A 15,141-nucleotide genomic window follows, 5' to 3' on the forward strand; every position below is an offset into this window, starting at 1 on the left:
CAGTTAGGCCACACACGCTGATAAACTTAACTACTCTTTCCTTGGTGTATTCCTTACAATCAAATTTACCGTGTGGCCTAACCCAACAATGTTCTGTAGATTCTCAGTAATTGACTATGTAGAACCCGCTAGTCATCACTTTTGACGCAAAGTGGGCGATAAACCGTGACTAAGAGGCGAGTCCATGCAGAAGATTTTAAATGAGATACCAGACCTTAACCAGAAAACCGGTGTAGGGCGCCTCACCCTATTTTTGAAGGCTATGCGCCGGGCTATGGAAGATCTCCCTAACGATGATGTTAGGGATCGCACCACGAACCGCCGGGTCGCTCGCCGGTACTCCGTTAGAGAAGCAGCGGAGTTTCTTGATGTCGACGCCACCTACTTGTCCCAGCTCATCAAAGATGACGAATTCCCCGAGGGTGAGAAAGAGAAAAGGGAACGTCGGTTTTCGGTATCCGACATCATGCGCATGCGGGCAATGTTGGCTTCCCGAACTGGGGCCCGTAAAAAGTTTCTACACTGGAGAACCCCGGGTGAAGATGGCCGTCCCAACACAGATCTTCCCGTCGTCAGCTTCTCGTCGCAAAAAGGCGGGACAGCCAAAACGGTCTCGGCCGCGCACTTCGCACAATACCTAAGTCTGTTCTATGGTCTGAGAGTTGGCGTCGTTGATGCCGATCCTCAAGCTACGATCTCTCTCTACTTTGCCGGAGAGCCACACGAAGTACATTATTATGAGGGGCCCAATCTCACAGATTTCATGGGCATCTCATGGAAGGATAATAACGCCGAGTATAAGCCTAAATCTGGCGACGAGCTCGATAAAATGTGGTCCGATACACCTTGGCCTGGCATTCGGCTGATGCACGGCAGTGGGGCGATCTTGGAAGCTGATATCGGGCTCATGTTGATCGCAGGGGAAGCTCCCGTCTATCGAGTGATGCTGGATGCTGTCGAACGCTGGAAAGAAGCCAACGCGCCAAAGACCACAGCAAAAGACCTCCGTGATGTGGATGGCAACTTTGATGAAGAAGCTTATCAGAGAGCTTTGCGTGAAACGCTGGATATCATCATCATTGATCACCAGCCTTCGCTAACCCTCACCCAGGTCAACTGCGTGTTTGCCGCAACCAATCTTGTCGTTCCGCAAACGATGAAGAGCCTAGATCTGAGTACGCTAGAACTCTATCTCAACACCATCCAATCTTATCTGGAACTGAGTACTGAGAAGGATAAGAAGATGAGGGATGTCGGGTCCGGAAACCACTTTGTACTCCCTACCCTGCTACCTCCGTCGACCTCAAACTATGACAAGCAACATGTCTATCGCATCATGGAGCACGGCCAAGATCTTATCCTGCCCGTCTGGTGTCATCGCAGCGATGCGTTTTCAAACCCAGCAGATGAATACATGTCGATCTACGAATACGACCCAGAACCAACCCGCCGAAAGGGTGCAAAGTTGTTCATGGAAAATGTGAACGCGGTGAACGACGCTATGGTTCGCCGTATTCTGGAACACCTTCCCGCTCGCGGTTACGCGGACAGTTTCGTTGAGAAGCACTTCAGTGACGAAGAGGAGCAGTGATGTCTCGCGCACCAAGAAATAAGATACGTCCGCCCAAACCTAGCTTGACCGTTTCACCCAGCACTTCTTCAGGTAACGATGATCAGTATCCCGAAACCCGAGCTATGACTTCTGGTGTTGTGGCAGCGGTGGCAAAGATCGATATCAGAAAAACTCTTTCTGACAGTATCCGTGATGGGCTTATGCCTGTGGATATACCGACTGAACAAATCGATGCCATAGCGGTGGATTCTGACAGGCAATCAGGTTGGGAAAAGGACGATGACTTCGCCCTTCTGATGAATAACATCAAAGAGCGCGGTCAGATCCAACCGATTGTGGTTCGCCCAGCCGAGACAGACTGGAAGCCATCAGAGAATACCCCGATGACTATGCGGGAGGGTGATCGTTTCATTCTCTTATCAGGTAGACGTAGGTTTATGGTTTGCTCTCAGCTTGGCATACCTGTCCGGGCGATTATCAGAGATCGTAAAGATGAGCTTGATATCGAAGAGCGCTTCTTTGAGAACACAATACGTCGAGGGCTCACCCAACTCGAGTATCATATTTCTGTCGCGCAAATATCCGAAGCTCGAGAGCTTTCTCAGTCTGAGCTTTCTCGCAAACTCGGTGTACCACAACCCACGATATCAAAATCGTTGAAGGTGCTGCGAAACCTACATGCACTTCTAGAACGGTATCCCGACGCCAACTCGCTTACTCGAGCTGACCTCTATGATGCAGTGGACATGATTGAGCACGGCACCCAGAACTCCGATCCGGGAGATCATGGTGAGCAGCGCTCAGGCGCGGTTGGAAGGCCATCTGAGCAGTCTGAGCAAGTGACGCCATCTACACCGACACCATCTCCACAGATCAAGACATCCCCAACAGAAGCTCAGGTGAGCGGTGGCCTGGAAAAGTTGAAAGTTAGGCGCGATGGTGTTTCCGGGACGCTGACCCGTAAGTTCAATAGATCCCAGCTAAGACTGACCCTGGATCTTCCATCAGACTTTTCCGAAGATGATCTTTCAGAACTCGCAGACAAGATCGAAGCTTTGATCTCCTGAGATAAACATCAGTCTTCTAAACCTACCCCCAAATTCCTCCAACTCAGGAAAAAGGGGGTAGGCACCATATTTCGTGACGATTACTCTGAAAGCGTGTATATATGGTGGCAATCCTGTAGTCATCTTGTAGGCATGCTGTATCAACACTGTGACAGTTCCTGTCGCGATACGCCTTTAGGATGCATCTTGATGGTGCCACAAGAAATCACTACCGCAATGCCACCCTCCTAAGCACGACCTATAATTACGGTTATAGGTCATCAAGGTTTACCTATAACCGTAATTATAGGGTGACCTCTGCCTAGCTATAATTACGGTTATAAGTCAGCTACCCTTACCTATAACCGTAATTATAGCTTCCATTTGATACCGCCTCTTAAGCTGTCCGAGCAACCTCTCCTATAGGACACCCGCCTTCACACAGCGGATACAATAGGAGCAATCATGCCATCTCAGAACATCACTCTGACAAACTTCCAAGGAACAGGCCATGTCGTAGATCCCGCACTGTTCGGCGGTAATGCTGTCTACTCAATCAACACTGACCAAGGCACCCCAAGCCAGAATTTTGAGAGAGCAGTCGGCGCTCTTGGCATCACAAACCTTCGGTACCCCGCAGGTCAAACCCACGTTCTCGATATTACTGAAATGCCGAATGGGGAACTTCGCCCGGAAGTCGTGGCCTTCATGGACTGGGCGCAGGCTAGAAACATCAGCGTAAACTTGGTTCTTCCCACCGTCGGAATGGAAGATCAGCAAACCATCCGTGAGTTTATATCTGCGAGTATAGAGGCCTATGGAGACACCATCGTCGCCTTCGAAGTAGGTAACGAATACTGGGGCGACATGACCGAGATGGAATACGCTTCCCGGGCAAACATCATCCTAGAAGCCTTGTCGGACACCCTACCCTCCTCGAGTCATAATCCTGACGTCCTCATTCAAATGGGAAACCCCGCAGGACGCGCGACCGCCTTCGACAGCAGCTACGGCTCATGGGGAACGCGCATCGAGGATGCTAATCACGCAATCATCGACGGACTTGATGATCGGTACTCCGGTGTGATCGATGGAGTGGTCGAGCACTACTATTACAATAAAAATAACGACGCTTATACGTTCGACTCTCAAGAGATGAACTCGATCAATCTCCAGTACCAAATGTGGAACGACCACTTCAGAGAGGGTATCGACCTCCACATCACTGAATGGAACGTTAGATCTACTGCTGCCGATCAACTCGGAATACGTGAGGCTTCGAACATTCTTCACCAGTTTGAGATCATGTTGAACCTAGGCGTCGACAGCGCTTACGCTTGGCCGATCCAACACAACACTACAAACGATCTCGGTGGAAACGTGGAGACCTGGGTCGAAGAGTCCCCTGGCGGCGTTACACTTGAATCGGTGGGAGGCGCCGTGCTTGACCTGATGTCTACCAATCTTCAGGGCGCCCAACTCATTGAAAGTGAGTTCACCGGTATATCTGCAAATATGGATATCACGAGCTATCAGGTCGGGAACGAAGTAATCTTCTACGTCTCCTCTAGAAGTATGGACAAGGAAGACATCAGCCTGGACCTAAGTGACCTACTACCTGAAACGGACCAGATCACTGGCACACTGATAGGGTATGATCCGACCTCTGCCGATGGACGTCATTGGAGCCCAGCAGACAATCAGTTTGTCGACTCCGATTTTGTGATGATCGATAACGAAAAATATTATCTCAATGAGCATGACGTCAGTGCTCGTATTGAGACGTTTTCCGCGTCTGACCTCGGAAGCATTTCAGACTTGGAGTTCACGCTCAATCCATACGAAGTTATGGAGATCAGAGTAGCGGCACCCGGCGCACAGCACATCGTTGGCGGTTTCAGAGATGACGTTCTCTGGGGGTCCGGTTTTGATGACTATATCGATGGTGATTGCGCTGAGGATGTCATCTACGGATTTGATGGTCACGACCTACTGATTGGTGGTCACGGTCACGATCAGGTCGATGGCGGAAACGGCAACGACACCATCCGGGGAGATGAAGAGAACGACACGCTGACCGGCGGGGCAGGGGACGATCATATTTATGGCGGTGAAGATAACGACGTTCTCATCGGAGGCACCGGGGCGGACATTCTCCACGGTGGAGAAGGCACTGACATCTTCGTCTTTCGCGAAGGAGACTCCACACCTGGAGATCGCATCGAAGATTTCGAAATCGGAACCGACCTTATCGTTATAGACATTCTAGGCGTGAACAGCATCTCCGATCTTCGTATGTATCAGAACTCCAACTTCGAGGGGATGAGCATTCGCTACCTAAACGGATCAGAAGGCGTCATCGATATAGCCGGGGAAATAGAATGGTCTGTGTTGAGAGATGCAGATAACTTCCACTTCGGTTCACTTGAAGACCTATCATTCTAAGACTGTGGGCAATAGGTGGCCTACGGAACACTCGATTACCACCTATTGCCTACATAAAGCCCACAGGATGACACTGTAATACTACAGTATGAACATCAAACGCCTACAAGATGACTACAAGCCTGCCACACTATGACCACTGGATAGATTTCGGACAAACGTGAGAATGACCTTCCAACTTCGTTAATCGTCGGCTTCACCAAAAATGGAAAGAAACTCGGGGTACTGAACCTCACTATCAGTATCGTCGTCTCCCTCCTCAAGAGTCCGAGACTTCTGAAATTCATCATCGATGATATCCCAAAACGTCTCTCCTAAAGAAATCAACTTTGGCTTACACCTGTGGTGCACGCGCATCGATCCTACTCGGCTATCATCCGACCCAGCCATGACATTGAAGCACTGAGGGCACATATGACGTGTCTTACCTGAAAGCAGATATTCAAGCAGGGCAGGGGAGTCCTGAATCTTGAGAAACTCGTTGTGACCCAGAGTAGCTAGGTAGTAACCTCTAATCATTGCCTTGAGCGACAACCTGCGAGATTTGGCATCTTCTGAATTAATGATCTCCCATTGTACGCCCTTGGGAGGGTTACCCACATCGAAGAATTCTTTCAGACTGTTGTTGAATCCCTCTTCGCGCTCCAAGGCAATCCAGAAGGCGTCTTCTGGCTCCGTTCCAATTCGGAACAGACGGGCACCCTCGTCCAGAATGAATTCTTGGACATCCTGTGGAATCGCGCCCCAAATGGTATCTTCGATAAATTCTGGTTTCATACTGTTTGATTATCTTTTCACCATTACTGCAAGATTAGTTATATATTGTCAATACAATGAAGGGATTTATTCATGCCTAGCACGCCCAAGAAACCACTTGAATATGCTGACATCCGTCAAGCCGAAGATGGCGGAGTGATGATCGCTGTCGACTACGCAGGTTTGATCGAAGATCAACCTGTCGTCATCAAGAAATTCAAGGATTCTATTCATATTTTGCAGAATTCCCGCTTGCGTGTTACGTTCAAGCTCCCGCTGAAGAAGCTTTACGACGACATCAATGCAGAGAATGAAGTTCTCGTTGTACAGGTCGATGATGATAGCAACTTGCAAATATTCGACAACCTTATCTTCAAGTAATATTGAGGATTACACCATGACAAAAGTTGATGCTTCCGCACCTGCCGGACGAAAAGGTCGTCGTAGACTAATTACCACGATCCCAAAAGAATCTGAAATCGACGAAGGTATGGACACGCCTGACACTGCTGCGTACCAGGCGCCCGAAATCGATGAGACGGAAACCTCCAAATCTCCTGAAGCCCCCAAGGCAGGGGGACTGGGTAACCTTGGCCTCGCTCAAGCGTATGCAGATAAGCACGCTAGTGAGACTGTCGATCAAGAGGCTGAACCTGAAGTGGTGAAAGCCGTTGCATCGAACATCCCGAAAGTGAAGGGAGAAGATCGCATTGAGGTTGAAGCGCCGGTTGCGACCGTGGCGGCCGCTGAAGATGACCTTGAGGATGAACCAGAAGTCTCCACAGCGCCAGCGAATGCCGAAGCTGTACCAGTAGCTCAGGACGATCCAGCTCCTGTCAAAAGCGAAGCAAAAGATCCTATCGCTAGCTTGAACCTTGCCGCACAGGTGGCTGCAAAGGCGTCGAAAATCGATGCCTTGGAAGATGACCTTGAGGATGACCTAGAAAACGATATGGCAGCGGCTCCAGCCCCTATCAAACCAGCGCCAAAGGTTCCTACGCCTCCTATGGATGATCTCGAAGGCGACATCAAAGAGACAGCTCAGGAGAAATCTCCAGCACCGGTTGCCGAGCCAGTGGCAGAAACACCTGTGGCAGCGCTGGAAGAGGTCGAGACCCCAGATGCACCAGAAGTAGAGATGTCTAAGGCGCTTAAGAAAGAACTCGCACGCGCGATGAAAGCAAACAATAAGCCGTCTGCTCTAGCCCGTCTCGCTAAATTCACTTTTGCTCCGCTTACCTTTACGGCAGGTTTGACCAAGCGCGTCTTGGGTAGCGCCCCGGGCCTAGCTGTAGCCGTACTGGCCTCCCGTCCAGCTAAGTTTGCAGGAAAAGCAGGTGGTGTCGCCGCTACTGCCGTGGCTGCTGCCTACTTCATGGGCGCGTCAGCATCGATCAACCCAGAAGGCAATGGCGCCTCTGCCAGCATCAACTTTGACCTTATGCAGCCTCGCTTTGAGCATGCACTGCAAACTGGCGAAGATATGATGGAGTTGGCGACCGACAGTGTGACCGGATACAAAGATACTGTCATGACCGCGTTTGAAAGTGATCCCGTATCACCGACCCAGCTTACTGAAGCGGATCTCGAAAAAGCGCTTGGCAAAGTTCTGACTGATTTGGGTATCAATACCGAAGACTTAGCAAAAGCTGTCGCCGCAAATCTAGCCGCAGGCAACAGCCCATCTAACTAAAAACAAAGACAGTCAAAGAATAGATTGCATGTTGTCAGCTCATAAAGTTGACAACATGCTTTCCTATGCTTATAACACAGTTCAAACACAAGGTTACACGTGCCCAGCGACTTTCTTGATATTTTTGGCGGCGTCCCGGAAGAAATTTCGGAGACCGAGGCTAAGCCCGATGTCGATCTCATGTATCGACCGGCTGAGCCTGTCTTTGGTGTCGTTGCTGATGATCTGGTCGCAAAGGGCTGGTCTGTATTCCCTCAGGATCAGGAACGCCGCCCGGGTCGTGTTAATGGTGAGACCATTGCTTGGTCTAAAAAGCACCGCCTTCCTTACGAACTACCTACACCAGAAGCTCTAAAATCGTGGAAAATTCAGTGCCCAGCGCATAACGTTGCGGTGGCATTGGGGCAGGGTAGTGGTTACACTTTTGCACTCGATATCGACGTTCTCGACAAGGTGCTGTCGGACAAAGTTACGGCACTCGCTGATGAGATGTTCGGGGAAACCCCTTTTGTACGCGTGGGTAAAGCCCCTAAGATCGCTTTGTTCTATCGCTATCACCCAGACGATCCAGTTTCCAACGTGTCTCGTACGTTTGCCCACACGACCGATGATGGTGAAGTGGTGCCTTCCGAGCACGCGGTCGAAATCCTGACTGAAGGTAAACCGATCACACTTTTGGGGAAGCACCACACAACTGGTCGATATTTCCAATGGCTGCGTAAAAGCCCCTTAGAAGCAGGCCCTGAGGAAGCACCTCTCGTGAGCTCAGAGCGGCTGGCAGCCTTCTTTGAAGCTGTGGATGAGAACCTCCAGCGTTTTTACAGAAATCCAACTGTCACTCGTAGCGTGGAAGAAATCGAATGGGATGAAAACCTTCAGGTTAACATTCCTAAGCTACACACGGCGGCCGGGGGCCAAGGCTGGGTAGAAAGCGCTGACGGTAAAATCACCGACGGCCGCGAAGCCTATATGACGAAGCTTGCCTTTGCGTTCGTGAAGGCAAACCCCACCATGCCTAAGCAGCAGATCATCAGCCTGATCTGTGATCAGTTTTTGCAAGACATCGAACCTTCGACAAAGTGGAATCCCAACCGCGTTCGCAACGATGTGACCAACAAAGTTGATCGGATCCATGAAAAGATCTCGATGGGCGAGTTCACCTTCAATGCACCGACCTCTACGAAAAAGTCTTCTGGCTCTCCTGATCCGATTACGGTCACAGGAAAATTCAAGATGCCTTTCTCTAAGGAAGTCCTGGAAGAGCGTGGCCTTGGATTCCTGCCTTCACATGAGCGTCGCAAAGAGCTGCCTGGTGCTATCGTCGAGAAAAAGGACCCAATTGTCCTTACCCCTAAGGAGCGCCAAAAGCAGATCGATGAGATCGGTGATGGTCTGATGAACGCGCTCGATGAGTTCTTCGAAGATGTGTTCATGTCCAACTGTGGCCGAACCCCGGATGAAAACCGTGTGCACGTCATCAAGGCTCCAACAGGCGCCGGTAAAACTTCACGCACCATCCACTACATCGGCGAGAAGAAAGACGAGCACCATGCCCGTGCTATCGCTCCTCGTATGGATGGACGTCGCGATCTCGATGGTTCGATCATCACAAAGGCCCAAGGTCTCGATCTCGATTATGAAGATGATTTCGGCAACCTCCAGACTGGCAAGAAGCCTATCGTTTTCCTTCTGCCTACCTATGCCAATATTGAAGAAGTCCGTATCCGTGCGGAAGTCTTGAACCTTGATGCAACGCTCTCCGATGAGGAGCTGAAGAGAGCTGCGTCTGAAAAGGGTCTCTTCCCTGAAGAAGAGATGGATTCCCGCCTTGGCGATATGAAGCGGGATGCGATGGATGCTGGTCTTGATGTCCTCGTGTATAAGGGAAAGATTGCTGCGGGCTGTCAGATGGCCGAGAAGGTACAGGCCGCAATGCAGGCAGGGGTTGGTACCTCTAGCTTCTGTAAGGCCAGCGTACAACGCGAAGACGGGACCTCAGAGACAGTTTACTGCCCCTTCTATGAAGGTTGCCCTGCGATCACCCAAAAAGAGAAGATCCAGCAAGCAGACCTGATCTTTACGCCGCACCCTTTCATGCAGCTTTCCATCCCTAAGGACTTGGAGCATGCACGAGCTGTGATTGCGGATGAACGTATCCACCACCTATTCTTGCACACAGCAGAATTCCCTCTGCATCACCTGACGTTGCCCCGCAAGTCGGTTCGGCTGACCAAAGACGAGTTGCGTGAAGGCATCACCGAGCTTGATTTGTTCGCTGCTCGGGAAGATGCAGTCTCTATTGCCAGCAAGGCTCTTCAGGAAGGTGAGTGCCCGGCCCAGGCGCTGTTCGAATACACAGAGGTTATCGACGGCCAAGAGCATAGGGTAGGGGCCTCGTTGGTCGACTACTGCCTTCGGATTTGCTCCAATGCTCTACGTAAGGACACAACACTCAATCCAGAGCTTGAGCTGGAAGAGGTTATTGCCCTGTGTTCGCAGCCTACCGGCCTACACGTTCGCGAAGAGCGCCGCTTTTGGGCAATCATCCAAGAACGCATCCATTTGCTTACCAATAAATATGAAATTGTGGGCAACCTTCAGAAGCAGATCGATGAACTCGACCGCCCGGAAGATGCAGAGCGCCGCCTGCAACTCCAAGAGCAGATCGACGCCTTCCTAAAATATGAAGATCTTCCACGTGGGGATCGGGATATGCGCATCCAGTTCATTCGTGAGCATACCCCGACTGGCTCGGTGAAGGAGCTTGTTCGCATCTCCTGGCGTACAGAGCCAAACTGGCTTGGTATCCCCTTGCTTCTGTTGGATGCGAGTGCTGCACCCGAGATCATCAATAAGATCTGGGGCGGTGCTGACGTGAAAACACACGACATCTCTGGTCCTCTTCATATGAAGACAATCGGTGTGGTTAACCGGACGTTCTCCAACGCATCTGTGGTTGGTGATCCTACCGATACGGAAGCCAAAAAATTGGTGACCGCCAAAGGCCTCAATAAGCTGCGCAACGCAATCAGTGCCGTCAGCTCCTGGTTTGGCGACTCCCGTGTTGTTTGCGGGTCATCTATCCTGCTGCGGAAAACTCTGAACACAAACTGGAAGGGCCCTGAAAACACTGACTGGTGCCACTTCGGTGCTATGCGTGGCCTCGACTTCGCTAAATTCCATGATGCTGCCTTCAGTATCGGCCGCATGGAGCTTCCAATCCGGACTATCGACGGTCTTGTGGCTGCCCTTACCTATGATGATGAGGAGCCTGAGCTTCCATTCGACGTAACCGGCACTGGCCTCACCAAAGAAGGCAAACCTCTGTTGATGCCCAGCGCAGAACAGCGACTGCAAATGCGCAGTGGCGAAGTTGTTTGTATTCCCACTCCGATGCACCCCGGGCGCTGGGGGCGTATGATCCAGAGACAGTACCGCGAAGAAGAACTGCTTCAGTTCTGTGGTCGCCTTCGTCCTGTGTATCGGGAAGGGGACGCTCCTATCTGGTTTGCTCTCAGCTCAGTAATTCCGGAAAACCTTATCATTGATGATTTGGTTCACATCGACGACCTCGTGCAGAAAGATACCTACTTCTGGGACGCTGCCCGACGCACCAGTGGTGTCATCCACCCCCGCGTTCTTCTTGGTACCTGCCCAGAACTATTCAAGGATCAGGCCCATGCGGTAAGCATGATGAAGAAGTTTGGCTTCAATCATATTGATGGCTCTCAGAATGGTCGACAGGCCCAAGGTTATACTGCTTACCGCATCAAGAACGGTACCGACGAAGAGTATGCGTTCATCAAGACGGTCCTAGAGGATCACGTCACGCGTTTGGGTGAAAGCCTGACAAAGTCTGGCATCGAGTTCGACAAAATCGAAGCAAAGAATGCGAACACCAACCACAAGAGCCTGGCCCGTAAGCGCGAGGCTGACAAGGTTGAGGAAGAGCTTGGCGATATGGAGATGCGGGCTGAGCTTGAAAACTTGACCTCACACCGTGCGACACGCCGCATGTTTGCTAAAGGTGTGCGCCGGGTAGACAAGATCCACCCGGCTATCCCATCGCACCCAGTGAAGTTCTCTGCGGGTCGGGATGAGGTTCTCAAGAGCTTGTTTGTCACGTTCTCCGACATGGAAGCCCATGAAACCCTAGATACCCTTTGGAACCGTATGGCTTATGAGAAAGGGCTCTCTTCCAAGAACCCTCTCGTTAAAGAAAACGACAAATCCTACGAGGATATGGGTAACCATATTGGAGATAATGATACGAGGTCTTGATTAGGACCTTCTTTGTATCCAGTCGTCATCAACGATATGGCTGAAGTCCAATGCTGGCGTTGGATTGGGCGCATAAACACGCTTCTTTAGGAATTCATATCCTTCCTTGGGCTCAGCATACTCAAGTCGAATTCTCATTTCTTTATCGCTGGTTCTCTCCATCTTGAGGATCTCGAAGGCAACCTCGCGTAGTGGGATGTCCGACATAGCAGGATCGGCATGTGTCAGGAAAGTTGGAGTGGCCGCGATCAGTCCCTCTACCTTCATAGAGAAAGCTTCCTCTTGCTCGGCCGGTATCTTCACCAGACCAATTAGACAGCGCTCTTCAACTGGCGAAAGCTCACTATCATATTTTTTGAAGTCCTCATTGTAAATTCGGGTTAGAGATTGCTGAACAACCTCGTGAGAAAACAGCTTTGCTGGTACTTGCCATTTGGTTCTGGTGTTAACCAACCCGTCGACCTTCTTCAGATAGTGGTGACACGGGTGACCAAGGGGCATGTCCAGGCGTACACCACCCTTCCCAGCAAACACTTCGAAGCCTTTCGCGACACAACCATGACCCCGTAGGATCTCAAGCACTTTGTCCCACTTAGGTGGCGCCAACTCATCAAGCTTAGCACTAATGGCTTCCACAATCTCTGGCGCACTCTTGCCACTGAACTGTGGTTTGACCTGCCAACACTTACGCTTGGGCTCCCACCTTCCCTTCATGGTTTTCAGAAATGAAGAGAACGAAGGGTCAAATGGGAATGACACCTCCACCAAATCATCCATTTCGTAAACTTGCACCGTCGCGAAATCAAGTTGAGCCATACCGCATCCTCTCAAGATTATTTTCCTAAAAGGTAAGGTTGCGATGGAGTGTTTAACCGGCGTGAAACCAATCTCATGTATTGAAGCAAAATAGAAAGATTTGCAGGTCTTCAAAACAGTTCTTAGTGGGCCCGCGAGCTGCCAATCTCTACAGGATGAATGATGTCAAATAAATCGATTGTTGAAAAAATTTTAGAAGCACCGGCAGAGGATAGACCGAGACTTCTACGCGAAAACATAGAACACCTCAAAATGTCTGATCTGAATCGGATCTCTGATTCATTGGTGAATAATATCAATGGAACGATTGAAGGCCTGGATGAGGCGGATGCCCAGAGCACCACGTCCAAGACCCAACCCGACGTATGGGAAAAGGAAGACGAGGAAGCCGTCACTAATATCTTCGGCTCCGGTGAAGATACCGATGAAGATGAGGAGGATGGCAAAGTTGATTACTATAAAATCGCCACGACCTCAGCAGAGAGCTTCAAACCGAAAGCAAAAGCGAAACCGGCCCCTAAGATGGTGGAGGAGCACACTAAGCCTGCCCAACGCCAGGACCCCATCAATCAGGAAACCCTTGTAGAAAAGGTAACCGAGAAGGTTTCTAAACCAGCTCCCGAGCCATTTATCTTGCAAATAGATAACCGGGTTTCGACTGATGAAGTCACTGAAGAACCTGAGGTTAAGGTGCAAGAATCCCCAGCGCCGGTACAACCGAAACGGCCTACTTTGGTAGCACCCGCGCGTCGTAAGTCAGACCTTCTGAAAGAAGCGGCACCTCTGGCACCTGCGGAAGATGAGGTTGATCAAGAACAAGCTGATGACGAAAAGCCAAAAAAGCAAGGCTTTGTGAAGAATGCCATCATGATGGTTTTGCTATTGGCATCCATGGCGGGACCACTGGTTTCCATATACTTGTTCGACAGCATATCAGGTCTTGGACTGAACCTCTCTAAGTCGGCCGAAATCGCAGCCGCAATTTTTGCAGGCGTGCAGGTCACCTTCTCTGTCATTATGTTTTATAATGTGGTCGCAAAGAAGATGCCATGGATTGCAGTGCTTTTCTATATCGCTACCTTTACTGCGCTTGCCGCTTCAGATGGCGTCAGAGAAATGGCGACGTCTATTCTCTAACTGACGAAAAGATACTTCTACAAAAGATAAAGATCGCGCTTCGGAAAACTGTAGCGCGATCTTTTACATTTCAGCTAATGATATCGCTGATCACTTAATTGATGCTGACGGTCCTTGCTCTCCATCAGGTGGGTTTTCTTCCAATGAAGCTTGCAAGGCTGCTCTACGCTCCATGTCTGCCTTTGCCCGCAGGAGTGCCCTCTGCCGATAAGCCTCTGCGTCGTGGATCGCGCTATCCAGGCCCTGGACGCTCTTTTCAGTTAATCTGGGTATGCTGCCTAGCAACTTCTGCTCCCTGCGCTCCTGAGCCTGTCTGCGGGCCTTGCCGTCAGATATTTTAGGCTGGGGGCCAGCCCACTCTGATCCTGCAAACTTCGAGAGGGCGTCATTGACGATTTCAGCCGCCTCTCGATTATCCAGCATATCTTTTTGGATCTTGTAAATCAGTGCTTCAGATACTTTGAGGAGGTGCTCTTTCCCGTTGCCAGAATCTTCATCCTTCTCGACACCGTCTGTATGACTTTCTGCCTTATCGAAAGCCATTAGAGCTTTCTGAAGTTCGAGTAGTTTTCCGGGGAATTTCTCGGGAGGAGTGTTCAGCCGCACTCTCTCCATGTCTTGCTTGACAGTAATAACCAAGTCCAAAGCACGTACTGCTTCGACAAGCCTTGCCATTTCCGGAGTAATCATCTTGGGTCCCCTTCATCCTTGAATGGATATAATCCCCAAAGATGAAAGTCCCTCAAACGCGAGGATTATACAGCGAACTCGGAGACCGGTTCATATGAGAACTCATCTACTACCGCCATGAGTTCCTTGCGGAAATCCTCAACGGTAGAATTATGAATGTCGATTACAGTGCACCCTTTAGGAGGCTCGACCCAACCACGGTTGTCGTTATCGAAGCTCTTACCTGCCCGGTGCACACGAATGAGAAGACAGTTTTCTGCCCCAAAATAGTCCACCAAATCTTGTGCTTCGTAATCCATACCGACATCAGTATTGACCACAAATCTAGTATCGATTGCAGGCAATTTATCGATCAACATCTTAGAGACCGCCCGAATATCAGTAGCCCTCAGCTTTCTGCTTGTCTCGATGTAATACTCCCTAGGGGACATGCCATCAAACAGAGATAGCGGCGTATCTTTGAGAGCTTCGTAGTGATCGGTTGGGCAGTTAAGACCAAGCGTCTTGTGGGCGTAGTCCTTAACTGCGGTCGTGAACTTCACAGCCGTCATGTCGTCCTCGAGCATGCCCTGGCAAATTTCTCCAGCGGTATCCTTGCCTGCTCTAGGCGGACCATTAAACATGACGAGCTTTTGCACCTGACTTTTCTCCTTAGCGTTAATCTGAAATACGATAAAATACGCAAGTTATTGCGATACCGCTTC

The 15,141-nt window shown here is 50.3% G+C and carries 11 protein-coding genes; 7 read left to right on the top strand and 4 right to left on the bottom strand.

The window, feature by feature from the left end:
* The first annotated feature begins 184 nt into the window (after positions 1-184).
* The 3 genes from J7392_RS02760 to J7392_RS02770 all read left to right on the top strand — a co-directional run bounded on the left by J7392_RS02760 (position 185) and on the right by J7392_RS02770 (position 5,064).
* Complete coding sequence (locus tag J7392_RS02760) at positions 185-1,591, top strand: AAA family ATPase (protein WP_209216068.1); 1,407 nt, start codon at positions 185-187, stop codon at positions 1,589-1,591.
* Positions 1,591-2,640 (top strand): ParB/RepB/Spo0J family partition protein, encoded by a 1,050-nt coding sequence (locus tag J7392_RS02765; protein ID WP_209216069.1) that lies wholly within the window; start codon positions 1,591-1,593, stop codon positions 2,638-2,640. The genes J7392_RS02760 and J7392_RS02765 overlap by 1 nt, the downstream gene beginning before the upstream one ends.
* 444 nt (positions 2,641-3,084) lie before the next feature.
* Positions 3,085-5,064 carry a calcium-binding protein gene (locus J7392_RS02770; RefSeq protein ID WP_209216070.1) on the top strand — a complete coding sequence of 660 codons (1,980 nt, stop codon included), beginning with the start codon at positions 3,085-3,087 and terminating at the stop codon, positions 5,062-5,064.
* A gap of 183 nt (positions 5,065-5,247) precedes the next feature.
* Here the strand turns inward: J7392_RS02770 and J7392_RS02775 are convergent, their stop codons facing one another.
* Positions 5,248-5,841 (bottom strand): hypothetical protein, encoded by a 594-nt coding sequence (locus J7392_RS02775; RefSeq protein ID WP_209216071.1) that lies wholly within the window; start codon positions 5,839-5,841, stop codon positions 5,248-5,250.
* 72 nt (positions 5,842-5,913) lie between these two features.
* Here J7392_RS02775 and J7392_RS02780 point away from each other — a divergent pair, with 72 nt between their 5' ends.
* From J7392_RS02780 to J7392_RS02790, 3 genes are all read left to right on the top strand, one after another.
* Complete coding sequence (locus J7392_RS02780; RefSeq protein WP_209216072.1) at positions 5,914-6,201, top strand: hypothetical protein; 288 nt, start codon at positions 5,914-5,916, stop codon at positions 6,199-6,201.
* A 16-nt stretch (positions 6,202-6,217) separates the two neighbouring features.
* Positions 6,218-7,513 (top strand): hypothetical protein, encoded by a 1,296-nt coding sequence (locus J7392_RS02785; RefSeq protein WP_209216073.1) that lies wholly within the window; start codon positions 6,218-6,220, stop codon positions 7,511-7,513.
* Between the two features lie 99 nt (positions 7,514-7,612).
* Positions 7,613-11,794, top strand: coding sequence for a bifunctional DNA primase/polymerase (locus tag J7392_RS02790; RefSeq protein WP_209216074.1), 4,182 nt, complete (start codon positions 7,613-7,615; stop codon positions 11,792-11,794).
* Here the strand turns inward: J7392_RS02790 and J7392_RS02795 are convergent, their stop codons facing one another.
* Positions 11,795-12,610: a hypothetical protein gene (locus J7392_RS02795; RefSeq protein ID WP_209216075.1), complete on the bottom strand. Its 816-nt coding sequence runs from the start codon at positions 12,608-12,610 to the stop codon at positions 11,795-11,797. It lies immediately after the preceding gene.
* A gap of 162 nt (positions 12,611-12,772) precedes the next feature.
* On the opposite strand from J7392_RS02795, the gene J7392_RS02800 reads away from it, so the two are divergent.
* The gene (locus J7392_RS02800; protein ID WP_209216076.1) at positions 12,773-13,747 is read left to right on the top strand and encodes a hypothetical protein; all 975 of its coding nucleotides are present in this window, start codon (positions 12,773-12,775) and stop codon (positions 13,745-13,747) included.
* 90 nt (positions 13,748-13,837) lie between these two features.
* Here J7392_RS02800 and J7392_RS02805 read toward each other — a convergent pair whose 3' ends face one another.
* Both J7392_RS02805 and J7392_RS02810 read right to left on the bottom strand, forming a co-directional pair.
* Positions 13,838-14,437: a hypothetical protein gene (locus tag J7392_RS02805; protein ID WP_209216077.1), complete on the bottom strand. Its 600-nt coding sequence runs from the start codon at positions 14,435-14,437 to the stop codon at positions 13,838-13,840.
* A 65-nt stretch (positions 14,438-14,502) separates the two neighbouring features.
* Positions 14,503-15,075 (bottom strand): hypothetical protein, encoded by a 573-nt coding sequence (locus J7392_RS02810; RefSeq protein WP_209216078.1) that lies wholly within the window; start codon positions 15,073-15,075, stop codon positions 14,503-14,505.
* Positions 15,076-15,141: the final 66 nt, after the last annotated feature.

This window comes from Sulfitobacter sp. R18_1 (assembly GCF_017743915.1).
Taxonomy (GTDB): Bacteria; Pseudomonadota; Alphaproteobacteria; order Rhodobacterales; family Rhodobacteraceae; genus Sulfitobacter; species Sulfitobacter faviae.

Coding starts and splice junctions, on each gene's coding strand:
- J7392_RS02760 (WP_209216068.1), top strand. CDS start 185: ATGCAGAAGATTTTAAATGAGATACCAGACCTTAACCAGAAAACCGGT.
- J7392_RS02765 (WP_209216069.1), top strand. CDS start 1,591: ATGTCTCGCGCACCAAGAAATAAGATACGTCCGCCCAAACCTAGCTTG.
- J7392_RS02770 (WP_209216070.1), top strand. CDS start 3,085: ATGCCATCTCAGAACATCACTCTGACAAACTTCCAAGGAACAGGCCAT.
- J7392_RS02775 (WP_209216071.1), bottom strand. CDS start 5,841: ATGAAACCAGAATTTATCGAAGATACCATTTGGGGCGCGATTCCACAG.
- J7392_RS02780 (WP_209216072.1), top strand. CDS start 5,914: ATGCCTAGCACGCCCAAGAAACCACTTGAATATGCTGACATCCGTCAA.
- J7392_RS02785 (WP_209216073.1), top strand. CDS start 6,218: ATGACAAAAGTTGATGCTTCCGCACCTGCCGGACGAAAAGGTCGTCGT.
- J7392_RS02795 (WP_209216075.1), bottom strand. CDS start 12,610: ATGGCTCAACTTGATTTCGCGACGGTGCAAGTTTACGAAATGGATGAT.
- J7392_RS02800 (WP_209216076.1), top strand. CDS start 12,773: ATGTCAAATAAATCGATTGTTGAAAAAATTTTAGAAGCACCGGCAGAG.
- J7392_RS02805 (WP_209216077.1), bottom strand. CDS start 14,437: ATGATTACTCCGGAAATGGCAAGGCTTGTCGAAGCAGTACGTGCTTTG.